Source organism: Glutamicibacter sp. BW80, assembly GCF_002332385.1.
GTDB lineage: Bacteria > Actinomycetota > Actinomycetes > Actinomycetales > Micrococcaceae > Glutamicibacter.
In genome coordinates, this window is record NZ_NRGV01000033.1 from 57,027 (window position 1) to 81,695 (window position 24,669).

Genomic DNA, 24,669 nt, shown 5'->3' on the forward strand with positions numbered 1-24,669 from the left:
CGCTGTGGAGAAGTGCTCCTACTGGGTATTGGCCGGCTGCTCTCTGGCCTTGCGCCGTTCGATCAGCATGAACGTCACCCCGATCGCCGCCATGACAAATTGCACCGACAACGCAATGCGGAAGGCCGGCAAATTGTATAGCTCGCCCACCGACCCGTTGGCCGCATAAAGCCAGTCCATCACGACGCCGACCAGGTAGATGGTGACGAACCCGCCGAAGAACCCACCGGTATTGACCAGCCCAATGGCGGTACCCATGATGTTTGGTGGGTTGAAGGTCCGGGCAAAGTCGAACGCGATAACCGATGAAGGACCACCAGCCGCCACGGCAACGAGCAAAATGATCAGCACCCATAACGGCGCAGCACCAGGCCAGAACAACACGACCGCCCACATGAACACCATGGCTCCAATAACGCCCAGAGCGAAGTTTGAGCGCTTGTGCGGATATCTGGCCGTCAACGCTCCTAGAAGCGGCCCGTATAAGACCGCAACCGCCACGAAAATCGACATCAACCCGGACGCGAAACCACCTTCGAGCCCTTGACCTTGAACCAGGAAGGGGTACCCCCAGGTCAGCAAGAAAACATTGATCATAAAGGAGGTGGTGAAGTGTGTCCAGAACCCGAGCCGGGTTCCGGGTTGCTTCCACGCGGTGGTTAATCGATCACGGGTGCGCATCGGCGCACTCTCGCTCAGATGCGCCCAGCCCGGACCATTGCGAATCAGGGATATGGCGATCAGCAAGCTTGCTAAAGCCAGACCGGACATGACTGAAAATGCCGGGGTCCACCCAAACTGCACCAAGATCAGATGAAAAGGAAAGAGGCTGACTAGTTGTCCAGCCTGCCCAAAGGTTCCTACCAGCTGCGTTAATACCGGAATGCGCGAGCCGGAGAACCACAACGGAAGCAGCTTGAGTACCGAGACGAACACCATCGCGTCGCCCGACCCAACTAGGATTCTTCCGCCTAACCCCATCGGAACGCTGGTTGAAATAGCCAAGAACGCTTGGCCCATAGCCATCAACACCGAACCGGTGATGATCATGACGCGCGGCCCAATCTTGTCCAGCAGCAGGCCTACCGGAACCTGAGCGCCGGCGTAGACAACAAGCTGAACCACCGAAAATGACGCCAGGATTTGAGCGGTGGCATCAAATCTTTCAGTGGCCTGAAGCCCTGCAACACCAAAACTTGTTCGTTGGGACACGGCCGCCATATAGGTAAATATTCCGGCACAAACCACCAACCAAGATCGCGCCGAGTTTAGGTGAGACTGAATCACTGGTCAGGGTCACCCGATGCGGAGTCCGCTCCCCCGGACTTTCCGTTGGCGTTCAACCAGTCGGTGCTGTCCTCGATTGTGGCCAGGAAGTCTTCAACGCTTGCCCCCAGCTCCTCGGCATCTGGCATTTTTTCGTCTTCATCCAACAGCAGCGAACGGCGTTCGTGATCTTGCGCGTGCTCGTCAAAGCGCTTCTCAAAACCGAGCACCATTTGCTTGACTTCGTTGCTGCTTTCGATCTGTTCGGCAAGCTGAGATTCGATCAACCGGGCCGCTTCGCGCAACTTTTCTGTGGGAAGCGCCAGCTTCAGCGCGGCACCCACATGCTCTAAGGCAGCCACGGCAACCGCCGGATATTCGGATTCGGCCAGGTAATGCGGGGTGTGCAACGAATAGCCTACGACGTCGCGGCCCGCGTCATTCAGGCGGATCTCCAAAAGCGCCATCAGCCCCGATGGGGTTTCGGCGGTAGGGGCCCACGTGGAGATATTTTCGGTGAGATCCTTGCGGTTTCCGTGTGCGGTCACTCCCACTGGGCGGGTGTGTGGCACAGGCAGAGGCAGCGACACGGTGCCGGTCACCAGTTGCACGTTGAACGCGTCGATAAAGTTCAGCAACTCGGCGATGGTGCGTTCCCAACGCAGGTCTGGCTCGACTCCGGTGAGGAACCAGAACTTCCGGTCCAGCGCATCGGTCATCAGGTAGATTTCGATGCGCGGCTCCTGATAGCCGGCGAAGTGATCGCCGAGGAAAGACACCCGTGGGCGCTGGGCGCTGTAGACAACAAGCTCATCCGTGTCAAAACTGGCATAGAGTTCAGAATTCAAATTTCCGAAGAGCTCGTTGCATACCAAGTCATGGGCATGGCCTGCGTCGGATGCTCCACGCAACGAAACGTACATCCCTAGACCCTGCAGACTCGGATCGTCCAAGTTAATGCTGACCAGAGTCATCAACGGATCCTTGGACATTCTCACCTCAATCGTTTTCGGTACCGCCAAGCAGAGGCGATTACTTAAAGCTCAAGAACTTATCCTATCCGTTCAGCCTTTCGCTCGCTGTGAAGTATCGCACGCCGAGCTCAAACCTCGGCTAACATCGGGTGTAGGAAACACTCAGCTCACCGGCCCCATCCACCGGTTATTCTCGCGGGCTGAACCGTCCTTAGACCCTACAAAGGCATAGAAGGAATGATTTTGTGATCAACTCCAGTGATCTCACGTTGACCGCCATTGGTGCAGACATCAAACGTAAAAACGCCGACGCCCTTATTTTGGGCGTGCTGAAGAACGGCGACAAGGTATCCATCGCCGCGTCACCGCTCGCGGCAGAAACCACCACCGCTCTGGAACAGTCGCTCACCGCGCTGAACGTTGCCGGTTCTGCAGACGAAGCAACCGTGCTTCCAGCAGTTGACGGCATCAAGGTCAGGACGATCATGTTCATCGGCTTGGGCGTGAAGGATCTCTCCGAGCTCAACGACGAGAAGTTGCGCCGCGCCGCCGGATCGGCAGCACGCCAGCTTTCCCACGCCAAGACCGCGATCTTCGCCTTGCCTGCCGACACACTCGAGCAAGTTTCAGCCGTGGCCGAAGGGATAGCCCTGGGCGCATACCGCTTCGAGAACTTCCGTTCGAAGAAGAACGACAAGCCAGTCCTTGGCGAGGCATTCATCGCCACCGCGGTCGCAACCTCCAAGGATCTGCCTGCCTTGCTCAAGCGCGCCGCGGTTATCGGCCGCGCCGTGCGTGGCACCCGAGATCTGATCAACACCCCGGCCAATATCTTGTACCCGGAAACCTTCGCCACCGCGGTGAAGGACTACTCCAAGTCGCTGCCGTTGAAGGTCACCATCTTTGATGAGAAGCGCCTGACGAAGGAAGGCTTCGGCGGACTGATGGGCGTTGGTGGCGGCTCGGTCCGACAGCCTCGCATGGTCAAGGTCGAGTACTCCCCGGCCAAGGCCGCCAAGCACCTGGCACTGGTGGGCAAGGGCATTACCTTTGACACCGGTGGCATCTCGATTAAGCCAGCCTCGGGCATGCACGCGATGAAGTCCGATATGTCCGGCGCCGCGGCAGTCTTCCACACCATCGCCGCGGTATCGGAGCTTGGCCTCGACGTGAAGGTCACCGCGTGGCTGTGCCTGGCCGAGAACATGCCAGGCGGCGCTTCGACGCGTCCCGGAGACGTGCTGACCATGCTCGGCGGCAAGACTGTCGAAGTGCTCAACACCGACGCCGAAGGGCGCCTGGTCATGGCCGACGGTTTGGTAGCGGCCAGCCAGGAGAATCCGGATGTGGTGATCGACATTGCCACGTTGACCGGTGCACAGATGCTCGCGTTGGGCCTGCGCACCGCCGGTGTCATGGGCAACGAGCAGGTACGTGACGATTTGGTCGCAGCCTCGGATGCAGTGGGCGAGCTCGCCTGGGGCATGCCGCTTCCGGAAGAGCTCCGTCCAAGCATCGATTCTCAGGTCGCCGATCTGGCCAACATTGGCGAGCGCATGGGCGGGATGATGACCGCTGCGGTCTTCCTGGAAGAATTTGTGGGCGAAACCGACGGTCAGAAGATTCCTTGGGCGCACATCGACTTTGCTGGTCCGGCCTTTAACGAGGGCTCGGCGTGGGGCTACACCCCTAAGAACGGCACCGGTTCGCAGGTTCGCACCTTGGTGGCCTACGCCGAGACGATGTCCGGCACCCGCTAGAAATGCCTTTTTCGACACATCCCGGTGCGGGCGAAGTCATAGCCCAATGCGCCGGGATGTGTGCCAAAATACGAGATATGGCCGACTTTTAGCCAACTCAAGATGACTCTGGTGCTTTGACGGTACTAAGGTAAGTTTTGAAACATCACCGGTGAATTTGTTCGCTCGCGCCCCGTGCGAGAGTTAGACCAGTTCACCACCCGATCTCCAGGTCGGCCATGGCCGACCTCACTTAGCTATTACGAGGGAGCGTTCACGTGGCCGATTCGGCAGCAACGCAAGAATTTGATGTCCTCATCCTCGGCGGTGGTTCCGCTGGATACTCGGTCGCTTTACGCGCCATCCAGTTGGGCTTCACCGTTGGATTGATCGAGAAGGAAAAGGTCGGCGGCACCTGCTTGCACACCGGCTGTATCCCAACCAAGGCGTACCTGCACGCAGCAGAGCTCGCCGAAAACGCTCGCGAAGGTGCCAAGTACGGCATCAACTCCTCCCTCGAGTCAATTGACCTGGGCGGAGTACGCAAGTACAAGGACGGCATCGTCGCCGGCAAGCACAAGGGTCTTCAGGGTCTGCTGAAGATGAAGAAGGTCAACGTTATCGAAGGTAGCGGACGACTGGTCTCCAAGGACACCATCGAGGTTGATGGCGTCCCCTACAAGGGCAAGAACATCGTCCTTGCGACCGGTTCGACTTCCAAGACCTTCGGCCTGGAAATCGGTGGCCGCGTGCTGACCAGCACCGAAGCGCTGAACATGGTTGACATGCCAAAGAGCGCCATTGTGCTCGGTGGCGGCGTCATCGGTGTTGAGTTCGCCTCCGTCTGGAAGTCCTTCGGCGTCGACGTGACCATCGTTGAGGGCCTGCCTTCGCTGGTTCCAAACGAAGACCCAGCCATCATCAAGAATCTCGAGCGCTCTTTCAAGAAGCGTGGCATCAAGTTCAACACCGGTGTCTTCTTCGAGAAGGTCGAGCAGGATGCCGACGGCGTCAAGGTCTCCCTAGCTGACGGCAAGACCCTCGAAGCCGAGATCGTCCTCGTTGCCGTCGGCCGTGGCCCGGTCACCGAGAACATGGGCTTCGAAGAGCAGGGCATCACCCTCGATCGCGGTTTCGTGATTCCTAACGAGCGCCTGCACACCGGCGTGGGCAACATCTATGCCATCGGCGACATGGTCCCTGGCGTTCAGTTGGCACACCGCGGTTACCAGCACGGTATCTTTGTCGCCGAAGAAATCGCTGGCCAGAACCCAACCATCGTCGAAGACATCAACATTCCAAAGGTAACTTTCTGCGAGCCAGAAATCGCCTCGGTCGGCTACTCCGAGCCTGCCGCAAAGGAGAAGTTCGGTGAGGACCAGATCGAAACTACCGAGTACAACTTGGCTGGTAACGGCAAGTCCTCGATCTTGGGCACCTCCGGCCTGATCAAGATGGTCCGCGTCAAGAACGGCCCAATCGTGGGCGTTCACGGCATCGGCGGCCGCATCGGCGAGCAGATCGGTGAAGCACAGCTGATCGTGAACTGGGAAGCCTACCCGGAGGATGTTGCACAGCTCATCCATGCACACCCAACGCAGAACGAGTCGCTGGGCGAAGCCGCAATGGCTTTGGCCGGCAAGCCACTTCACGGCTAAATACGCTGTTGGTCACCGGGTAGCGCGTTCACACACGCGCTACCCGGTGCACTAAGCTCGGAGGCAACGCCTCCATTCATCGGTTTCTGGGTGTTCAACCGTTTAAATTGCACACTCAAACCACACTTCAAGCTTGATTTAAGAGGAGATACGGGAAGATGTCTGAGACCGTAAACCTGCCCGCACTGGGTGAAAGCGTTACCGAGGGTACGGTAACCCGATGGCTGAAACAGGTCGGCGACCGCGTTGAGGTTGATGAGCCGTTGGTGGAAGTTTCCACCGATAAGGTCGACACCGAGGTTCCATCACCTGTCGCTGGTGTTATCGAAGAAATTTTCGTCGCCGAAGATGAGGAAGCCGAAGTAGGCGCTCCTCTGGTTCGTATCGGTGATGGCTCGGGTTCCGACGCCGCTGCACCGGAAGCCCCTGCAGCCGAAGAGGCACCTGCGGCCGAAGAGGCGCCTGCGGCCAAGGAGGAAGCTCCTGCTGCTCCAGCGGCCGAAGAAGCCCCTGCCGCAGCACCTGCTGCAGCAGACTCCGCTTCGGGCACCGAGGTCACCCTCCCAGCTCTGGGCGAATCGGTCACCGAAGGTACCGTCACCCGCTGGTTGAAGGAAGTTGGCGAAGAAGTCGCCGTAGACGAGCCACTGCTCGAGGTCTCCACCGACAAGGTAGACACCGAAGTTCCTTCACCAGTTGCCGGCACCCTGCTGGAAATCCGTGTTGCTGAAGACGACACCGCTGAAGTTGGTGCCGTTCTTGCAGTGATCGGCGCTGCGGGCGCTGCTCCGGCTGCCAAGGAAGAAGCTCCAGCCGCTCCAGCACCAGCTGCCAAGGAAGAGGCTCCTGCCGCTGCTCCTGCTCCTGCTCCTGCTGCCGAGAACAACAGTGATGCAGGCTACGTCACCCCGTTGGTGCGTCGTTTGGCCAACCAGCACGAAATCGACATCGCTTCCGTCAAGGGCACCGGCGTTGGTGGACGTATCCGCAAGCAAGACGTTCTTGACGCAGTAGCTGCCAAGGAAGCCGCCGCTGCACCGGCTGCTGCTCCTGCCGCTCCTGCTGCTGCTAAGCCGGCCGCCCCGGTTGTCGAGGCATCCTCGTTGCGCGGTACCTCCGAGAAGGCTCCACGTATCCGTCAGGTAATCGCCCGTCGTATGCGTGAGTCCCTAGAGGTCTCCACCCAGCTGACTCAGGTTCACGAGATTGACATGACCCGCGTGGTCAAGCTGCGCGCTTCTGCCAAGAATAATTTCAAGGCAGTCAATGGCGTCAACCTGACCTACCTGCCATTCATCGCTAAGGCAGTTGCCGAAGCCTTGAAGGCTCACCCGAAGCTGAACGCCGAGTACAACGAAGAGACTCAGCAGATCACGTACCACAATGCCGAGCATCTGGCGTTTGCGGTAGACACCGACAAGGGCCTGCTGGTTCCTGTTGTGTCGAACGCTGGCGATCTGAACCTGGCTGGCATGGCTTCGCGTATTGCCGACGTCGCAGAGCGCACCCGCACCAACAAGATTGGTCCGGATGAGCTTTCCGGTGGCACCTTCTCGATCACCAACATCGGCTCGGTCGGAGCACTGTTCGATACCCCGATCATCAACCAGCCACAGGTAGCAATCCTGGGTACCGGTGCGATTGTGAAGCGTCCAATGGTCATCACCGATGCCGATGGCAATGATTCGATCGCCATCCGTCACATGATGTACCTATGCCTGACCTATGATCACCGTCTGGTTGACGGCGCCGATGCAGGTCGATTCCTGCAGACTCTCAAGGCCCGTCTTGAGGGTGGCGCTTTCGAAGGCGACCTGGGTCTGTAAAGTCGTCGATCGACTTTCACAAGCGAGGTAAACGATCGCCCCTTCCGTTCATTCGGGAGGGGCGATCGTCGTTTCTACAATTCGTCGAAAATCAATTAGGCTGGAGCCATGGACTTCCTAACTCTTATCCTTGTTTTCTTGCACATCCTCGGTGCGGCAGCGATCTTCGGTGGCTGGCTGGCAAACTTCAAGACCCCTACCGTGAATGTTTGGCAGTGGTACGGCGCGATTGCTCAGCTAATTACCGGTTTGGCTCTCGTTGGCATGGCCGAAGCAGGCGATGGCGACGTGAACCACATGAAGATTGGCGTCAAGGTTGTCATCGCTATCGCCATTCTCGTAGCGGCATTCATCGGTCGTAAGAAGGTCAAGGCCGGCGAAGAGGTTTCGACCGGGATTGCGCACGCAACCGGCGGCCTGGCATTGATCAATATCGCGATCGCCACTCTCTGGGTCTAAGCTACAAGACAGTCTTGCAGCTCCACGCAAAGGCGAGGCAACCCGAAGGCAATTTGGGTTACCTCGCCTTTGTCATGCCTCGCGGCTGAGCACCTTTCCAATTTTCCATTTCCCCTCAATCAGCTTCAGTTCCACTTCGATACGTTCCCGCGTGCCACGGGCCACCTGATGGACCACACGGTTCACTGAATCCACATAGTCGTAGGCTTCCTGAGTGGATGTCGCACGTAGTATCACGGTGTCTGGTTGCGCACGGGCAGTCACCGAGATGCCTTCCAAGCGGGTAGCTAGTCCATTGATTCCCAGCTTCAGCGACTCCAAGCGTTCGAGCGTTTGCTGGTCTCTTTTGAATTGCTCGGAGGCGGGCGGATAAATCGCTGACAATGCTTTGAGGTCCTCGGTCTCTAAGGCCGCATCCCGTTCGCGTGAAAGCTTGATGAAACTGGCTATTACCGTCTCAGCGGAGAACGCGCAGGCAGGAACCACGGCTCCGTCGAGGATCCGGCATGGTTCACGCCGTTCCTGTGTTTGCGACAGAGACCCCGTCTCCGATTGCCCGCGCTCCCCCACTAGATTTACACCGAGAAAGCTCGCACCCACGAGCATTGCCCCTCCAGCGACAGCCAGCAAGACCTTGCCACGTCCTGGGGTTCGGCGTAGTTCATGCATACGCCACTCGGGTGTGCCAAGATCTCTTTGACTCTTCTCCGTCTTGGGTCTTCTTGGCCGCTTGCGCCGACGCCGGCCGAGCGCCTCGCTAGGGTGAACTGTGGCCATTAGATGAGTCGATTCTACCGGTGTGCACTGTTCCCAATTGATGGCTTCAGCCTGCGCCGCAGCGAAGAGCGTCCGGGCGAATTGCTCCGCTGTCGGCCTCTGCTCCGGATCTTGATGCAGAGAATCAAGCAGCAGCTCATGGATCAGGGTGGGCACCGCCGGGAAGATGACCGTGACCGGCGGGCGCATATTCGGTTCGGAAGGAGCGGTTCCTTCAAGCAGGAACCAGAGGCACGCACCTAAGGAATAAACGTCCTGCTCACCGAGGCGCCCCTCTGGTTCGCGCGCGGAAACCTCAGGCGCCATAAACCCCGGAGTACCCGACCCGGGTGTCTCATCGATACCGGTTCGGCTTTCTTGAAAATCGCCTAATTTCGGCATTCCATCGGCTGTCAACAACACGTTGCCAGCCGAGACATCGCCGTGAATTTGCCCAGTGGAGTGCAAGGCGGCCAGAGTCTGGGCTATCGGCGCCAAAGCTGTGACGCACTCTCCGAGTGAAAATGGTGCGCGTTCTTCGAGAAGTTGAGCCAGGCTTCCGCCGGGACAGTACTCCATCAGAATCCCCTCGCCCAACTGTGTCGAAAGGGTGCCGTAAAAATCTATGACATATTTCCTTGCGGATTCGACCTGCTGCTGACGCAGCGAACAGATACTTTCGGCGTTTGTAGAAAGCTTCAACACCATGTAGCTCTGATCCGAGTCACGGCGCATTAACCAAATTTTGCAGGGTGACTTGGCCTTTAATGGACGAACCGTCACATATCCGGGGCAAGTTGGCCAGGCCAACAGATTGTTTGAATCATTCATGTTCCAGTTCTAACGCAAAGAACAGATTCTCGCCTCGGTTATCCACAGCTCAGCGCCTCTCAGCCAATTAGCGGGGCCTGTTGCAAAAGGCGTATGGTAACCACTATGGCGATCGAATTCGAACGAGTCGGACTCGGCACGGAGCTAATTCCATATTTGCAAGCGTGGGATTACCAGCAAAATTTGCACGATGCTGTAGCGGCCGATGAACAGACCCCGCGAGTCCTGTTTCTTGAACACGAGGCGGTATATACCGCCGGCAAAAGGACCGAACCTGAAGACTTACCCCTAGATGGCACCCCCGTTGTTGACGTTGACCGTGGCGGGAAACTGACCTGGCATGGCCCCGGACAGCTCATCGGCTACCCGATCGTGAAGCTGAAGAAAATCAGCGCGATACGTCTGTATGTGGAGACCCTCGAAGAAGCGTTGATTAACGTCATAGATGAAATGGGCATCCCCACCGTTCAAGTCAAGGGGCGTTCAGGCGTCTGGGTCCCAGGCAAGAACGGCGAAGAAGATCGAAAGATAGCCGCCATTGGCATCCGCATCACCCGTGGAGTCACCATGCACGGTTTTGCGCTCAATTGCTCAAACGATCTGGCCGCCTACGACCAGATCATTCCCTGCGGAATTACCGATGCCGGCGTAACCACGATCTCCGAACAACTAGGCCAGACGGTCTCCCCCAACGATGTCGTTGAGCGGGTGCAAGAGGAACTTGAACGTCTCCTCTCGCCACAAGTCGTCTAAGCAAATATTACTAACGTAGAAGGACCCTCCAATGAGCATTGAACCTGAAGGCCGTCGACTGCTGCGCGTCGAAAAGCGCAACGCCCAGACGCCAGTTGAGCGCAAGCCCGAGTGGATCCGCGCCGAACTCAAGATCGGCCCCGAATATGTGGGCCTGAAAAATTTGGTGCAGTCCGAAGGCCTCCACACAGTATGTGAAGAAGCTGGCTGCCCCAATATTTTCGAATGCTGGGAAGACCGCGAGGCATCGTTCCTTATCGGCGGTTCCGAATGCACCCGTCGTTGCGACTTCTGCCAGATTGACACCGGAAAGCCTGCTGCACTAGATCGCTCAGAGCCATTCAAGGTGGCCATGAGCGTGAAGAAGATGGATCTGCGTTACGCAACCGTCACCGGCGTGGCCCGCGATGATCTCGAAGATGAAGGTGTCTGGCTGTACGCCGAAACAGTACGCCAGATCCACAAGATGAACCCGAGTACCGGAGTCGAGTTGCTCATCCCCGACTTCTCCGGAAAACCCGATAACCTCGACGCCATTTGCGATTCGAAGCCTGAAGTCTACGCACACAATGTGGAAACCGTCCCGCGTATTTTCAAGCGCATCCGTCCGGCTTTCCGCTACGAACGCTCCATGGATGTCATCACCCACGGTCGGAACCGCGGCTTGATCACCAAGTCGAACTTGATTCTGGGCATGGGCGAAACGCGTGAGGAGATTTCCGAAGCTATGCGCGACCTGCATGAGGCGGGCTGCGATTTGCTGACGATCACTCAGTACCTACGCCCAACCGAACGTCACCTTCCGGTCGACCGCTGGGTCAAGCCGCAGGAATTCTTGGAGCTGCAGCAAGAAGCCGAGGAACTCGGTTTTGCCGGCGTCATGTCCGGACCATTGGTTCGTTCCTCATACCGCGCGGGACGACTCTGGGCTGGAGCCATGCGCAAAAAGGGTCGCGAGATCCCAGAGTCCCTTTCCCACATCGAATCCTCGGGTACTACCCGTCAGGAAGCTGCTTCGCTGCTTAACCGCTGAGCCCAACTCCATGTTCAAGCATTCGGATCCAATTGCCGTAAAACCCGGCGATTGGGTCCGAATTCATGTTGTGCAGCGCACCGCGCGGACTCTTCGGATTCGCCCGGAATTCCTCGAAAGAAAAATAAGCCAGTCAGATCGCGTAGAATTGAAGCACTATGGCCAAAAACTCCGATAACGATGCGGCCGCGCAACAGAAGCGTGGTCTGTTTTCGCGTAAACCAAAAGCTGAAAAACAAAATAAAGAGCCCGGGCGCCTAAAGCAAATGGTGCAGGTCTTCCAGATGACCCGCCGTAACGATCCGATGGTCGTTTGGTGGATGGTCTTGGCCTTCCTTGGCGTCATTGCCGTTGGACTGATCATCGGTATCTTGATCAACAACTGGATCACGTTGCTAATTATCGCGATCCCTCTTGGCTTGCTCGCCGCCCTGTTCATCATGTCCCGTCGGGCCGAGAAGGCCGCGTTCGCGCAGCTTGAAGGCCGTCCGGGTGCCGCTGGCGCGGCGATGAGCGTACTGCGTCGCGGCTGGATCTTGAAGGATGAGCCAGTCGCGTTCAACCGCCACCAGGATCTGGTGTTCTTGGCGGTTGGCCGTCCCGGCGTTGTGCTGGTCACCGAAGGCCCAAGCAGCCGCGTGCGTGATCTGGTGGCGTCCGAACGCAAGCGTATTGCTCGCGTTCTGCCGAATGTTCCGATCCACGTGATCAACGCCGGACAGGACGAGGACCAGACCGATCTGGTAGAAGTCAGCAAGAAGATGAAGAAGCTTCCGAAGGCAATCACCAAGCTGGAGATCAGCGCGGTAGACAAGCGACTAACCACGCTTACCGCCAACCGCCTGCCGATTCCCAAGGGCATCGACCCAAACCGAGCACGCCCTAACCGCCGAGCTCGCTAAACAGGCATAAAGAAAACCGCANNTGCGGTTTTCTTTATGCCTGGATTCTTGAACGCGGACTAGCGGATATTCACCAGTACGCTTTTTCCTGCCCGGTCGTGGAAGCCGCGCTGATCCGCGCCCGAGAACAGAACCGGAATCACCAAGCACAACAGCACCGATCGAATGACCCCGGTGAGCGGCTTGATCGCCGTGCCATCCATGGATTGAACTTGCAGCCCAAAGGTCCGATGCCCAATACTGTGGCCGGTGAAGCCAACGGCAATCATCTGGCCGGCACAGAACAATGCGAGCGTGGCGAGGTCGTTCAAGTTGAACAGCCACCAGCTCAGCAACATGGATAGTCCCCAGTCCACGCATAACGCGCCGAGCCGACGCGGCAACCGGCCGATCGCCCCAGGCCCTTTTTCCGGTCGTCCCAAGCGCTGGCCCGGCCATTCTTGCGAGTTTAATTGCGGGGGGCCTTCGAGCCACGAGCTAAAGTCTTTGCGTTCCACATAACTAGTGTATCTGGGCGATCTGTGTGAATCTCATCAGTTTGTTACGCATCACAAAGCCACTACTGACCCGGTACGACGCGCCCGTACTCGCGCTTTGTAACGTAGCCGAAACAATCGAGACACCATTCAGAAACGGTTTCTAGGTAGGATTACTTGGTAAGCAAGAGAACTGATCAGATCAATTCGTATGATCGTTCCGTTTACCAAACCAATAACTCAACAGGGAGTCACCTGCACATGTTTACCAGCCCAGAAGAAGTCTTGGCATATATTGCCGAAGAGGACATCAAATTCGTTGACATCCGCTTCACCGATCTACCAGGTGTCCAGCAGCACTTCAACGTTCCGGCGAAGTCCGTGGATGCAGACTTCTTCGTCAACGGCCAGCTCTTCGATGGTTCGTCCATTCGCGGTTTCGCTGGCATCTCTGATTCCGACATGCAACTGATCCCTGACGTCACCACCGGCTTCGTCGATCCGTTCCGTATCGAAAAGACCCTGGCCTTCAACTTCTCGATCATCAACCCACGCACCGGTGAGCCTTACCACCGCGATCCGCGTGGCGTAGCCGAGCGCGCCGAAGCCTACCTGGAATCGACCGGCATCGCCGACACCGCAGTCTTCGCACCAGAGGCCGAATTCTTCATCTTCGAAGACGTCCGCTACGAATCCACCCCACAGGGTGCCTTCTACAAGGTCGACTCGGACGAGGCGCCTTGGAACACCGGCCGCAAGGAAGAGGGCGGCAACCAGGGCTACAAGACCCCTTACAAGGGTGGCTACTTCCCAGTGTCGCCAACCGACAAGCAGGCCGACCTGCGCGATGCGATCTGCGTCGAGCTGGACAACGTTGGCCTCGAAGTCGAACGCAGCCACCACGAGGTTGGCGCAGCCGGCCAAGCCGAGATCAACTACAAGTTCAACACCATGGTCCACGCGGCCGACGAGCTGATGCTCTTCAAGTACGTCGTGAAGAACGTTGCCGATGCTTGGGGCAAGTCCGCCACCTTCATGCCAAAGCCGGTCTTCGGCGATAACGGCTCGGGCATGCACGTGCACCAGTCGCTGTGGGCCAACGGCGATCCGCTGTTCTACGACGAAAAGGGCTACGCAGGTCTGTCCGATACCGCTCGTTGGTACATCGGCGGCCTGCTGAAGCACGCTTCTGCCGTGTTGGCATTCACCAACCCAACGGTGAACTCCTACCGCCGTCTGGTCAAGGGCTACGAAGCACCGGTCAACATGGTGTACTCGCAGGGCAACCGCTCCGCAGGTATCCGTATTCCAATCACCGGCTCGAACCCTAAGGCTAAGCGCATCGAGTTCCGTGCACCGGATGCTTCCTCGAACCCTTACCTCGCCTTCGCGGCTCAGCTGATGGCAGGCCTGGACGGCATCAAGAACCGCATCGAGCCTTCGGACCCAATCGACAAGGACCTCTACGAGCTTCCTGCCGAGGAAGCCAAGGACATCCAGCGCGCGCCAGAAAGCCTGGAAGAGGCTCTGAAGGCATTGGAGGCCGACTACGAGTTCCTGCTCGAAGGTGGGGTATTCACCGAGGACCTGATCCGCACCTGGGTCGAGTACAAGCGTGAAAACGAAATCAAGCCACTGAGCCTGCGCCCGAACCCATACGAGTTCGAGCTCTACTACGGTTGCTAATTCCGCCACGGATCAACTGAACCGCTAGGAATGCAAAACCTGTCCCGTGGGCCATCTTGGTCCACGGGACAGGTTTTTGTCGTGTCGCCGCCTTAACGGATCGATGGCCGATATCGCGGATCCGGTCTAGCCTTGGGCTATGGATACATCGAACTGGCTCCCCGTCAAACGTGCCGATGGGGAAACCGTAGGATACCTGGAACCACTTGTTGCGTCCTACGATCGGGTCTGCCCGAGATCTGTTTTGGGCCATGCGGTGCTCGATTCGTGCGATTATTTCCAGGGTGAAGCGTTGTTGACCGAGCGTGGCATCGGCGAGCTCATGAACCATTGGATGCTCCGCAATGCCACGTCGGACGGGCACGGTCCGCTGTCTATTCTCGAAGTTTCCCCAGCAGGTATCGTCGTGGCCGACGCGCTTCTGACCAAGGCGCTGGCGCCAACCGAAAGAATTCACCTGGCATGGCCCGATATTGATGCCGCTCTGGTTCCCTACCCGCTGGACTAGTAGCGCGTCTTGTCAACCTTGTCGGCCCATTCGGCGAAGACCGATGCAGCATCGGTCGAAGGAACATGGGTGAAAGGGATCAGTCGTTGCCCCATCGGTTTGTCCAGTTCCGTGTAAATGAGTTCGTCATCAAATCCGATGCGAGCGGCATCTTGGCGCGTGTTTGCGTAATACACATGCTTAAACCGCGACCAGTAAATCGCACCGAGGCACATGGGACATGGCTCGCAACTGGTATAGAGCTCGCACTCGGACAGGTCGAAGCTTTTAAGCTTCGCCCCGGCATTGCGGATCGCGATCACCTCGGCATGGGCTGTCGGATCGTTCATCCCGAGCACCATATTATTGCCCGTCGCGATCACCGCACCGTCGAGTACGATCACAGCCCCGAAAGGCCCTCCCTGATTGGCTTGCATCCCCTGACGCGACAGAGCGACCGCCTCGTCGAAAAATCGTTCGTCCATAGTTGCACCGCTTTCTACCTGCCTGAACCGCACCGATTCCCGAATGTTGCATCCAACGGTGGCTCAATTGCCAGTCTAGGGAGGTTCACCGGCTATTGGTAGAGCCGGACGTACTGCTGCCGCTCGCCCTCGAGCTGCCAGGCATTCGGAGCGCCTTGAAGTACCGGTAGCGAGCAATCAGTTGGGCGGCTCTGAGCAAGGGGAACAGCCCGCGCCAAGGCTGCACGTCGGCAGGCCTGGTCAATGACCTGATCGTGAGGAAGTTTCCGCCGGTACGTTGTTCGAGGACGAAGCACTCTTCGCCGCTAACCGGATGCCCCGCCAAGGTCCGGTAAGCGAAGCCGACTCGCTGAGTCGTTTCAACAACGGAGATCACTTCCACGGGTTCAAGGATCCTAGCCCCTGGCAAATCGACCCTGATGACCGGGCGCTGCCCAACGGCAACAGGCAGCGCAGGAAGCACGCTGAATCCGCTGCGGGTTTTGATCCCCCAGCGCAGCACCTGTTCCGAAGCCCAGCGCCAATGACGCTCCCCCGCACCGATCCGGACCGTTTTCTCCCAGCGTAGATGGCCAAAACCACTGGCTTGCCAGATCTGGCTCTCGGGAGTCGTTAACGACGCGGGAGCAGGTGGGTCCGAGCCCACCATTAATCTTCAAAACCGTAGAAGAGCTGTTCAAAGATTGCACGCGAATGCCTGGTGGCACGCAGGTAGTCCTCTTCCAATGCCGGACCTTGATTGGCCTCGTAGCCGCACCAGCGTGCCACTGCCTCCATATCCCTGGCCGAGCGTGGCAGCACATCGCTAGAACGTCCGGAGGTAATGATCTCGGCGCTTCGAATCCGTGTAGCCAAGGACCAGGTGAAGTCCAAGAGCTCGGCTTCTTCTTCGCTGATCAGCTCCAATCCGGCCATGGCATCCAATGCCTTGCGCGTGGCCGGAGTGCGCAGCGATGGATGTTTCCATGCGTAGCGCAGTTGATAAAACTGGACTAGCCATTCAATATCGGAAAGCGAGCCCCTGCCAAGTTTCAGATGCCGGTTGGGATCGGCACCGCGAGGCAGTCTTTCGGACTCGACGCGAGCCTTGATCTTTCGAATGTCCTTCATCTGGCCCTCGTCGAGCCCCTTGCCGTAGCGTACCGGCTCGATAAGCTGGATGAAGTCCGCAGCAAGTTGCGCGTCGCCGGCAAATGGGCGGGCCCGTTGCAGAGCTTGGCGTTCCCAGACTTCCACCCAACGCTCGTAGTACTGGGCATAGGCGTCAAGCGAACGAACCAGCATCCCTGCTCGCCCTTCGGGACGAAGATCGGAATCGACTTGGAGCTTCACTTCTGCGGGAATGGCCGGCTTGAGCGGCTTGTTGCTCCAGGAGGTCAGCTCGGTCACCACGCGCAAGGCCTGTTCTTGGGACTCTTGGGCGCTGGTGCCGTCAACGGGACGCTGCACGAAGAGCACGTCGGCGTCCGAACCGTAGCCGATCTCCTCCCCGCCTTGCCGGCCCATGGCGATGACGGTGATGATCGCATGCACTCCATGCTTTTGCTGGTCCGCCGCGAGCAGCACCTTCAAAATTCCATCGATCATGTTTCCGTCGATATTCGACAGCGCCTCACCGACTTGCGAGACGTTCAGCAGACCCGCTCCGTCCGCCAGCGCAACGCGCAAGAACTCGCGACGGCGCACCAAACGGATTTGCCGGATCGCCGCCTCGGGCTGTTTGGTGCGCTGGATGATCGAGGCGTTCTGCTGCTGCAGGCTCTGGTAGGTCTGCGGCGCCAACGCGCTGTTCGAGCCCAGCCACGCGGCCGCCGCCGGCTCGTTGGCCAGCAGATCGGTCAAGAACCGTGTGTTTGACAGCAGGTGGCTCAAACGCTCGGCCGCCGCATTGGTATCGCGCAGCATGCCCAGGAACCACGGAGACTTCCCCAAGGCCTCGCTGAGCCTGCGGAACCCCAGCAGACCGGCGTCCGGGTCCACTCCCCGTGCGAACCAATCCAGGAGCACCGGCAGCAGCTGCCGCTGCAGTGAGGACCGGCGCGAGACTCCCCCGGTCAACGCCTCGATATGGCGCATCGCCGCCTTCGGATCCAAATAGCCCAGGGCACGCAGACGTGCCTGCGCGGACTCCGGGGTCAGGCGCACCTGGTCTGCCGAGAGATTCGAGCTGGTGACCAGCAGCGGGCGGTAGAAGATGCGTTCGTGCAGCGAACGGACGAGGCGTTTGGTCTCATTCCACCGGCGCAAAAGCTTTTCAGGGTTCGTGGCCTGCAGGTCACCGGCCCCGCGCACCGCCCGAGCCAGCACCCGCTGAGCGCCCTCAACGCGTGGCATCAGGTGCGTACGGCGCAGCTGGCTAAGTTGGATTCGGTGTTCTAGCAGACGCAGGTAACGGTAAGACTCGTCAAAGTTTCTCGCATCTTCGCGGCTGATGTATCCGATCTCGCTCATCGCCCGGATCGCCAGCGTGGTCGTCGGCACCTGGATCTCGGGATCCACGCGTCCGTGGACCAATTGCAGAAGCTGCACGGTGAATTCCACGTCGCGCAGTCCGCCGGGCCCCAACTTGATTTGCCAAGGAACTTCTTCCTTGTCGATGTGGTCGCTCACCCGCCGACGCATGGACTGCACGGATTCAACGAAGCCTTCGCGCTCCGAGCTGGACCAGATCATCGGGGAGACCATGCGCTCATAAGAACGTCCAAGTTCCGGGTCCCCGGCAATGGCCCGCGCCTTGAGCAGCGCCTGGAACTCCCAGGAGTGCGCCCACCGGTTGTAATAGGCTTCGTGTGACGACAAAGTCCGGGTCAGGGCCCCGTCCTTGCCTTCCGGACGCAAGTTCGCGTCCACTTCCCAGAGCATCGGTTCGGGACCAGGGACCATAATTGCACGAGCCGTATTGCCGCACAGTACGGTGGCGATGGCGGATGCGAGGTCCTCATCCAGGTTCGGGGTGCTGCCGTGCACATAGATCACGTCTACATCTGAAATGTAGTTCAATTCCCGAGCACCGCATTTACCCATGCCGATGATGGAAAGCTTGACGCTATCTACATCTTCCGAGGTGTACTGCTCGGAGGCTTCGGCGCGTGCGATTGCCAGTGCGCCTTCGAGCACCGCACCAGCCATATCTGCGAGTTCGGCGGCAACTAGGGGAAGAATTTCCTGCGGATCCGCGGCGCCAAGGTCTCGGTACGCCAAAGACAGCAGCGCCTTACGGTAACTCGCACGTAATTTCTGCCGCGCTTCGGCCCCAATGCACGATGATATCCAGTGTTCGTTGGCGGTACGCGTAGCGCCAACCGAGTCAAGCATGGCACTACGTAGGGATTCGAGCCCGACAGGCCGAAAGGTTTTGCTCGGCGCCTGGCTGACTACCGCCAAGGCCTCTGGGCAGCGGATCAAGAACTCACCCAGGGCCGAAGAGCTGCCGAGCAGTCGAACCATTGCCAAGCAGGTATCTGGCTGTCGAAAAATCTCAGCGGCTTCGGGGTGACGATCCACAAGCCTGAGCGCCAGCAGAAGTGCCTGGTCGGGATCTGGCGCGTGCGCCATCATCCTCACGATGAGAACCGGATCAACGTTCGCCAGTGCTTCTGCTTCAAGGAACTTCTTGGCGCGTTCGGTATCGCTGAATCCAGCGTTGATCAGTGCCCGTGAGGATACTTCTGCCATATTTTTCGTGTGTCTCCCACTTGCCGCCACGTCGTGGACGTGGCGTACTCCTTAGAGGATTCCCAGATACTTGTTGAGCTCGTAGGGCGTGATGACCTGACGGTATTCTTCCCACTCGGCTCGTTTATTTGCCAAGAAGGAGTTGAAAACCTGTTCGCCAAGCACCTCTGCCATCAGCTCGGATTCTTCCATGGACTTCAGCGCATCGTGCAGCGTGCCAGGCAGCGGGACGTGGCCCGAGGCGCGGCGTTCTGCGGTGGACAGTGCCCAGACGTCGTCCTCGGTCGGCTCCTCCAGTTCGTATCCCTCACGGATGCCCTTCAGCCCGGCGCCAAGCAGGGTTGCGTAGGCCAGGTAGGGGTTCGCGGCGGAATCGATGCCGCGGTATTCCACGCGGGCGCTCTGACCCTTGCCTGGTTTGTACAGCGGCACGCGGACCAAAGCGGAACGGTTGTTGTGGCCCCACGAACGGTAGCTTGGAGCTTCACCGCCGCCCCAGAGCCGCTTGTAGGAATTCACGTACTGGTTGGTGATCGCGGTCATCTCGGGAGCATGGTGCAAAATGCCGGCGATGAATGAACGAGCTACGTCGGAGAGCTGGTACTCGCGGCCGGCCTCGAAAAATGCATTCGCGTCGCCCTCGAACAACGAGAAGTGCGTGTGCATTCCGCTGCCTGGCTGGTCCGCAAACGGCTTGGGCATGAAGGTGGCGTGGATGCCCTTCTGCATGGCCATTTCCTTGATGACGGTGCGGAAGGTCATGATGTTGTCGGCGGTCTGCAGTGCATCTGCATAGCGCAGATCAATTTCGTTCTGCCCTGGCCCGGTCTCGTGGTGCGAGAACTCGACCGAAATTCCCAAGGCTTCCAAGGTAGTCACCGAGGCGCGACGGAAATCTTGGCCCACGCCATCGGGCACGTGGTCGAAGTAGCCGCCATTGTCTATCGGCTGCGGGCGGCCCTGCTCATCGAGCTTGCTGTTCTCCAGCAGATAGAACTCGATCTCCGGGTGCGTGTAGCAGGTGAATCCCATGTCGGCCGCTTCGGTCAGCTGGCGCTTGAGCACCTGGCGGGGATCCGCGCTGGAAGGCTGGCCTTCGGGGGTGAGGATGTCGCAGAACATGCGGCTGGTGGGTTCGACTTCACCACGCCACGGCAAAATCTGGAAGGTCGCCGGATCCGGCTGCAGCAGCATATCTGATTCCGAGATGCGCGACAGCCCGTCGATCGAGGAGCCGTCAAAACCCAGGCCCTCTTCGAAGGCGTCTTCAACTTCGGCCGGGGCCAACGCTACAGACTTCAAGGAACCGACTACGTCGGTAAACCACATACGCACGAACCGAACGTCACGTTCTTCAATGGTGCGCAGCACGAATTCCTGCTGACGATCCATAATTCACCGCCTCAAAATCTTTGATTCCCGCACTGATCACAGCCGGGAGTTAAACAACCTGAAGCAAGACTATACGTTTTGGGCCTCAATCTCTGCCACGCACCGCTGGGTGCAAGTGCGATAAGGTTTTTCTATGCCCCAACCATATCTTTCCGACCCTGACAAAGGCCCTTCCCGCATTCGGGTTCACCATTTACAGCAGGCAAAAGAGCATGGCGAAAAATTCGCCATGTTAACCGCATATGACGTCATGATGGCCGAGATCTTCGACCAAGCAGGCATCGAGCTGCTCCTCGTAGGCGACTCAGCGGCCAACACCGTGGTTGGCTACGACTCCACCTTGCCTATTACCGTGGACGAAATGATCGTCTTCACCAAGGCCGTCGCCAATGGTGCCAAGCGCGCTCTGGTCGTAGCCGATCTTCCATTTGGTTCCTACGAGCAGTCCCCGCAGCAAGCGGTAGCCACCGCGGTTCGGCTCATGAAGGAGGGCGGCGCCCAGGCCGTGAAGGTTGAAGGGGGCCATCAGTTCGCCGAACATGTTCAAGCGATGGTGCTTGCCGGAGTTCCGGTCATCGGACATATCGGATTCACCCCGCAATCCGAGCATGCCCTGGGCGGCTACCGTGTTCAAGGACGCGGAGACGGCGCCGCGGAGATGATCTCGGATGCCCAGGCGCTAGAGCGTGCCGGCGCTTTTGCGGTCCTCATGGAAATGGTGCCTAGCCCTGTGGCGGCCAAGGTCGATGCGGCTCTGCGGGTGCCAACCATTGGCATCGGCGCAGGAAACGGGACCACCGGACAGGTCCTTGTCTGGCAGGACCTCCTGGGGCTGGGGGCTCACCGCACCCCGCGATTCGTGAAGCAGTACGCCGATCTTCGCTCGGTGATTTCCGCCGCCGTCGGCGAATACCACCGGGACGTCGTGAGCGGCGCATTCCCCTCGGCCGAGTACGAGTTCAAGGACTAGCAAGTTCCACGGCCGTCACACTGGACCCGGGTGCAAGGAATCAATTTCCCTCGCACCCGGGTCCAGTTCGTTATTCGTCTTCTTCGTCTTCGGCATCCCAGGCTTCGTTGCGGGCCTGCACCTTGGACATCGCGTTGCGTGCCGCATCCTCGGTATCGTAGGGGCCGAGAAGCTGGGTCCAGTCGGACTGCGGTCCCTTCTCGATGCCGCCGGTCGATACGTTGTACCAATATTTGCCTTCACCGGGGGTGGCGCTCTGGCTCACGGTCAGCTCCTAGGTTCGATTGCTGTTGCTGACTCCACGCTAGCTCAATCTCACGCATATCGGTGGCTTCAGAAAAGCGATGTTGGGCTAGCTGCGTAGTTAGAATGTTTATATGGCTACTGTTGCAACTGCACCACTTGGAACCCTGACCCCTGGCACGATCTCACCGGAGCTCTTCGTCCCGGCGCATATCGAACGACCCGAATATGTGGGCAAGAAGGAACCGGCGAAAAGCACGGCCTCGGAAGTTAAAAGTCCTGAAGTGATCGAGCGAATCCGCATTGCCTCACGTATCGCGGCCCAAGCGTTGGCCGAAGTTGGCAAGGCCTGCCAGCCGGGCGTGACCACAGATGCGCTTGATCGTCTGGGACACGAATTCTTGATGGATCACAACGCCTACCCATCTACTCTCGGCTATCGGGAATTCCCCAAATCGCTCTGTTCCTCGCTCAATGAAGTCATCTGCCACGGCATCCCGGACAGCACCGTGTTGCAGGATGGCGACATCATCAACATCGATATCACCGCGTACATCGGCGGGGTGCACGGGGATAACAATGCAACGTTCCTCGTGGGCGACGTTGACGAAGAATCCCGGCTCTTGGTGGAACGCACCGAAATGTCCTTGAAGCGGGCGATCAAGGCCGTGATGCCGGGGCGTGAGATCAACGTCATCGGGCGCATCATCGAAAGCTACGCCAAGCGCTTTGGCTATGGCGTGGTCCGTGATTTCACCGGCCACGGGGTCGGCGAGGCATTCCACACCGGGCTGATCATTCCGCACTACGATGCGGCACCGGCCTACGATACCTTGATCGAGCCGGGCATGGTCTTCACCATCGAGCCGATGCTGACCCTGGGCACCATTGAGTGGGATATGTGGGCCGATGACTGGACGGTGACCACGCGCGATAAGAAGCGCACCGCGCAGTTCGAGCACACCCTGCTGGTCACCAACGACGGCGCCGAGATTCTCACCCTTCCGTAGCTGCTCGAGTCCTCGATTTCCGGCAAGCAACAAGGCCGGGCCCCGAACCGTCATGGTTCGGAGCCCGGCCTTGAAACTATCTGCCTACGGCTGGGAAGCGCTGGCCCTTAGTCTGCGGTTAGCGGACGCTGGTTTCCCTGCGGGGTCTTGGCCCGGCGGTCGCGCAGCTTCGCGATCGCGGTTTCGAAATCCGTGAGCGACTGGAAATTGTGATAAACGCTAGCGAAACGCAAATAGGCGACTTCGTCCAGGCGCGACAGCGGCTCGAGAATCGCCAGCCCAACTTGATGGGCCGGGATTTCTGCGGCCCCGGAAGTCCGGACCGCTTCCTCAACCTCTTGAGCCAGGATGGCCAGATCGTGATCGGTCACGGGGCGGCCTTGGCAGGCCTTGCGCACACCGTTGATGACCTTGTGGCGCGAGAACGGCTCCACTGCGCCGGACTGCTTCAAAACGCTCAGCGAAGCGGTTTCCGTGGTGGTGAAACGGCGCGAACACTCGGTGCATTGACGACGGCGTCGAATGGACACGCCGTCATCGGCGACTCGGCTATCGACCACACGCGAATCTGCGTTGCGACAATAAGGGCAATTCATGGCACCTCCAACTTTTTGCGACCGTGGTGTCTACCGAGGCCTACGGCGTACAGAAATCCACACACGTCACCTAATAGTTTAGCTTCTAAAGCGCCTGACGGACCGCGACTGCATCGCCGTGCGCTGGAAGGTCCTCTGCATTGGCCAGATTGATCACGTGAGCGGCTACCTCAGCGAGCGCTTGCTTGTCATAGTCGATCACCTGTATGGCCTTCAAGAAGGTGTTCACATTCAGGCCCGAGGCGTGCAGGGCGGTACCGCTGGTAGGAAGCACGTGGTTTGAACCCGCGCAGTAGTCTCCCAGCGACACCGGGGCGTATTCGCCCACGAAGATCGCCCCGGCGGCATTGATCCGCGCGGCGACCTCGGCAGCGTTTTGGGTCAGCACCTCGAGGTGTTCGGCCGCATACGCATTGCATACTTCGATCCCCTGCTCCAGGTCATCGACCAGGATGATCGCCGATTGCGTACCTGACAAAGCCTGCTGCACGCGTTCTGTGTGTTTTGTTGCGGCCACCTGTGTGGCAAGTTCGGCGCGCACAGCGACAGCTAGCTCCGGGGAATCCGTGACCAGTACGGCCGCCGCATTCGCATCGTGTTCGGCCTGCGAAATCATGTCCGCGGCGACGAAGGCCGCGTTGGCCCGGTGATCGGCGAGGATCGCGATTTCGGTGGGACCGGCTTCCGCATCGATTCCCACTACTCCCTTGACTAGGCGCTTAGCGGTCGCGACGAAAACATTGCCCGGACCTGAGATGACATCTACCGGTTCGATGTCTCCACGCTGGTCCCCGGGGACTTCGACGCCGTAGGCGAAGGCCGCGACGGCTTGCGCACCACCCATGGCGTGCACCTCGGTAATGCCCAGCAGCTTCGCCGCGGCGAGGATGGTCGGGTGCGGCAGTCCTCCGAAGTCCTGCTGCGGAGGGCTGGCCAACGCCAGCGAAGTGACGCCAGCGGCCTGCGCGGGAACGGTGTTCATGATGACCGAGGACGGGTAGACGGCCAATCCTCCGGGAACATAAAGCCCGACGCGGCGCACCGGCACCCAGCGCTGGGTCACAGTGCCGCCGTGGCCATAAGCCACACTTGCTTCCTGCGGCAGCTGCGCTGCGGCGAAGACTCGCGCGCGGCTGATCGATTCTTCCAGAGCCAGCCGGACCTGCGGATCTAGCTCGTCCAGGGCGCGATCGAGTTCGCTCTGCGGTACCCGGGTATGCTCCAGATCAACCTTGTCGAATCGCTTCGCGAGGTCCTTCAACGTTTCCATGCCATGCTCGCGCACATCCTCGATGATCTGCTGGACCACCTCGGCGGCGGTCTGCGAGTTCACTTCAGGTCGCGGCAGTTTGGCCTTGAGCTGAGCACGGTTGAGTTTTGCTCCACGCCAGTCGATGGTCGCGAGTTCGGAAAAGACTGTATCTGGGTTTGAAGTCACGATCCTAGTTTAAC

22 protein-coding genes are annotated in these 24,669 nt (G+C 58.9%); 11 read left to right on the forward strand and 11 right to left on the reverse strand.

From position 1 onward, the window contains the following. Positions 1–18: 18 nt before the first annotated feature. Entirely contained in the window at positions 19–1,287 is a 1,269-nt protein-coding gene (locus tag CIK76_RS11165) for an MFS transporter (RefSeq protein ID WP_096286429.1), read from the reverse strand. Beyond that, entirely contained in the window at positions 1,284–2,240 is a 957-nt protein-coding gene (locus CIK76_RS11170; RefSeq protein WP_255248438.1) for a PAC2 family protein, read from the reverse strand. Before CIK76_RS11170 ends, CIK76_RS11165 begins: the two co-directional genes overlap by 4 nt. A gap of 245 nt (positions 2,241–2,485) precedes the next feature. On the opposite strand from CIK76_RS11170, the gene CIK76_RS11175 reads away from it, so the two are divergent. The 4 genes from CIK76_RS11175 to CIK76_RS11190 all read left to right on the forward strand — a co-directional run bounded on the left by CIK76_RS11175 (position 2,486) and on the right by CIK76_RS11190 (position 7,922). Continuing rightward, on the forward strand, positions 2,486–4,000 hold the full coding sequence (locus tag CIK76_RS11175; protein WP_096286433.1) for a leucyl aminopeptidase: 1,515 nt from the start codon (positions 2,486–2,488) through the stop codon (positions 3,998–4,000). A gap of 257 nt (positions 4,001–4,257) precedes the next feature. Then, positions 4,258–5,637: a dihydrolipoyl dehydrogenase gene (lpdA, locus tag CIK76_RS11180; RefSeq protein ID WP_096286435.1), complete on the forward strand. Its 1,380-nt coding sequence runs from the start codon at positions 4,258–4,260 to the stop codon at positions 5,635–5,637. A 158-nt stretch (positions 5,638–5,795) separates the two neighbouring features. Continuing rightward, positions 5,796–7,463 carry a 2-oxoglutarate dehydrogenase, E2 component, dihydrolipoamide succinyltransferase gene (gene sucB, locus CIK76_RS11185; RefSeq protein ID WP_096286437.1) on the forward strand — a complete coding sequence of 556 codons (1,668 nt, stop codon included), beginning with the start codon at positions 5,796–5,798 and terminating at the stop codon, positions 7,461–7,463. 108 nt (positions 7,464–7,571) lie between these two features. Then, positions 7,572–7,922, forward strand: a complete 351-nt coding sequence (locus tag CIK76_RS11190; protein ID WP_096286439.1) for a hypothetical protein — start codon at positions 7,572–7,574, stop codon at positions 7,920–7,922. A gap of 72 nt (positions 7,923–7,994) precedes the next feature. On the opposite strand, the gene CIK76_RS11195 is transcribed toward CIK76_RS11190, so the two are convergent. After that, positions 7,995–9,509: a protein kinase gene (locus CIK76_RS11195; protein ID WP_096286441.1), complete on the reverse strand. Its 1,515-nt coding sequence runs from the start codon at positions 9,507–9,509 to the stop codon at positions 7,995–7,997. Positions 9,510–9,614: 105 nt separating this feature from the next. Between CIK76_RS11195 and lipB the strand changes: the two genes are divergently transcribed. The 3 genes from lipB to CIK76_RS11210 all read left to right on the forward strand — a co-directional run bounded on the left by lipB (position 9,615) and on the right by CIK76_RS11210 (position 12,197). Then, the gene (gene lipB, locus CIK76_RS11200) at positions 9,615–10,262 is read left to right on the forward strand and encodes a lipoyl(octanoyl) transferase LipB (RefSeq protein WP_096286443.1); all 648 of its coding nucleotides are present in this window, start codon (positions 9,615–9,617) and stop codon (positions 10,260–10,262) included. A gap of 31 nt (positions 10,263–10,293) precedes the next feature. Continuing rightward, entirely contained in the window at positions 10,294–11,295 is a 1,002-nt protein-coding gene (gene lipA / locus CIK76_RS11205) for a lipoyl synthase (RefSeq protein WP_096286445.1), read from the forward strand. A gap of 158 nt (positions 11,296–11,453) precedes the next feature. Further along, a complete protein-coding gene (locus CIK76_RS11210; protein ID WP_096286447.1) occupies positions 11,454–12,197 on the forward strand; it encodes a DUF4191 domain-containing protein in 744 nt (247 codons plus the stop codon). Positions 12,198–12,256: 59 nt separating this feature from the next. Here the strand turns inward: CIK76_RS11210 and CIK76_RS11215 are convergent, their stop codons facing one another. Then, positions 12,257–12,694 carry a hypothetical protein gene (locus tag CIK76_RS11215; RefSeq protein ID WP_096286449.1) on the reverse strand — a complete coding sequence of 146 codons (438 nt, stop codon included), beginning with the start codon at positions 12,692–12,694 and terminating at the stop codon, positions 12,257–12,259. Positions 12,695–12,934: 240 nt separating this feature from the next. On the opposite strand from CIK76_RS11215, the gene glnA (CIK76_RS11220) reads away from it, so the two are divergent. Continuing rightward, positions 12,935–14,359, forward strand: a complete 1,425-nt coding sequence (glnA, locus tag CIK76_RS11220; RefSeq protein ID WP_096286451.1) for a type I glutamate--ammonia ligase — start codon at positions 12,935–12,937, stop codon at positions 14,357–14,359. A 139-nt stretch (positions 14,360–14,498) separates the two neighbouring features. Next, positions 14,499–14,867, forward strand: coding sequence for a hypothetical protein (locus CIK76_RS11225; protein ID WP_096286453.1), 369 nt, complete (start codon positions 14,499–14,501; stop codon positions 14,865–14,867). On the opposite strand, the gene CIK76_RS11230 is transcribed toward CIK76_RS11225, so the two are convergent. The 4 genes from CIK76_RS11230 to glnA (CIK76_RS11245) all read right to left on the reverse strand — a co-directional run bounded on the left by CIK76_RS11230 (position 14,864) and on the right by glnA (CIK76_RS11245) (position 20,398). Continuing rightward, positions 14,864–15,331 carry a nucleoside deaminase gene (locus CIK76_RS11230; protein WP_096286455.1) on the reverse strand — a complete coding sequence of 156 codons (468 nt, stop codon included), beginning with the start codon at positions 15,329–15,331 and terminating at the stop codon, positions 14,864–14,866. The genes CIK76_RS11225 and CIK76_RS11230 overlap by 4 nt on opposite strands. Before the next feature lie 85 nt (positions 15,332–15,416). Next, on the reverse strand, positions 15,417–15,980 hold the full coding sequence (locus tag CIK76_RS11235) for a DUF1990 family protein (RefSeq protein WP_096286457.1): 564 nt from the start codon (positions 15,978–15,980) through the stop codon (positions 15,417–15,419). Further along, complete coding sequence (locus CIK76_RS11240) at positions 15,980–19,006, reverse strand: bifunctional [glutamine synthetase] adenylyltransferase/[glutamine synthetase]-adenylyl-L-tyrosine phosphorylase (RefSeq protein ID WP_096286459.1); 3,027 nt, start codon at positions 19,004–19,006, stop codon at positions 15,980–15,982. Before CIK76_RS11240 ends, CIK76_RS11235 begins: the two co-directional genes overlap by 1 nt. Positions 19,007–19,057: 51 nt before the next feature. Next, positions 19,058–20,398 (reverse strand): type I glutamate--ammonia ligase, encoded by a 1,341-nt coding sequence (gene glnA, locus CIK76_RS11245; protein WP_096286461.1) that lies wholly within the window; start codon positions 20,396–20,398, stop codon positions 19,058–19,060. Positions 20,399–20,531: 133 nt separating this feature from the next. Between glnA (CIK76_RS11245) and panB the strand changes: the two genes are divergently transcribed. Continuing rightward, positions 20,532–21,368 carry a 3-methyl-2-oxobutanoate hydroxymethyltransferase gene (gene panB / locus CIK76_RS11250; RefSeq protein WP_096286463.1) on the forward strand — a complete coding sequence of 279 codons (837 nt, stop codon included), beginning with the start codon at positions 20,532–20,534 and terminating at the stop codon, positions 21,366–21,368. Positions 21,369–21,438: 70 nt separating this feature from the next. Here the strand turns inward: panB and CIK76_RS11255 are convergent, their stop codons facing one another. Beyond that, positions 21,439–21,633, reverse strand: coding sequence for a hypothetical protein (locus CIK76_RS11255; RefSeq protein WP_096286465.1), 195 nt, complete (start codon positions 21,631–21,633; stop codon positions 21,439–21,441). A 112-nt stretch (positions 21,634–21,745) separates the two neighbouring features. On the opposite strand from CIK76_RS11255, the gene map reads away from it, so the two are divergent. Continuing rightward, positions 21,746–22,621, forward strand: a complete 876-nt coding sequence (map, locus tag CIK76_RS11260; protein WP_096286467.1) for a type I methionyl aminopeptidase — start codon at positions 21,746–21,748, stop codon at positions 22,619–22,621. 107 nt (positions 22,622–22,728) lie between these two features. On the opposite strand, the gene nrdR is transcribed toward map, so the two are convergent. Together nrdR and hisD are read right to left on the reverse strand one after the other, a co-directional pair. Next, entirely contained in the window at positions 22,729–23,217 is a 489-nt protein-coding gene (gene nrdR, locus CIK76_RS11265) for a transcriptional regulator NrdR (RefSeq protein ID WP_096286469.1), read from the reverse strand. A gap of 85 nt (positions 23,218–23,302) precedes the next feature. Further along, a complete protein-coding gene (gene hisD / locus CIK76_RS11270; RefSeq protein ID WP_096286471.1) occupies positions 23,303–24,655 on the reverse strand; it encodes a histidinol dehydrogenase in 1,353 nt (450 codons plus the stop codon). Between the last annotated feature and the right edge of the window lie 14 nt (positions 24,656–24,669).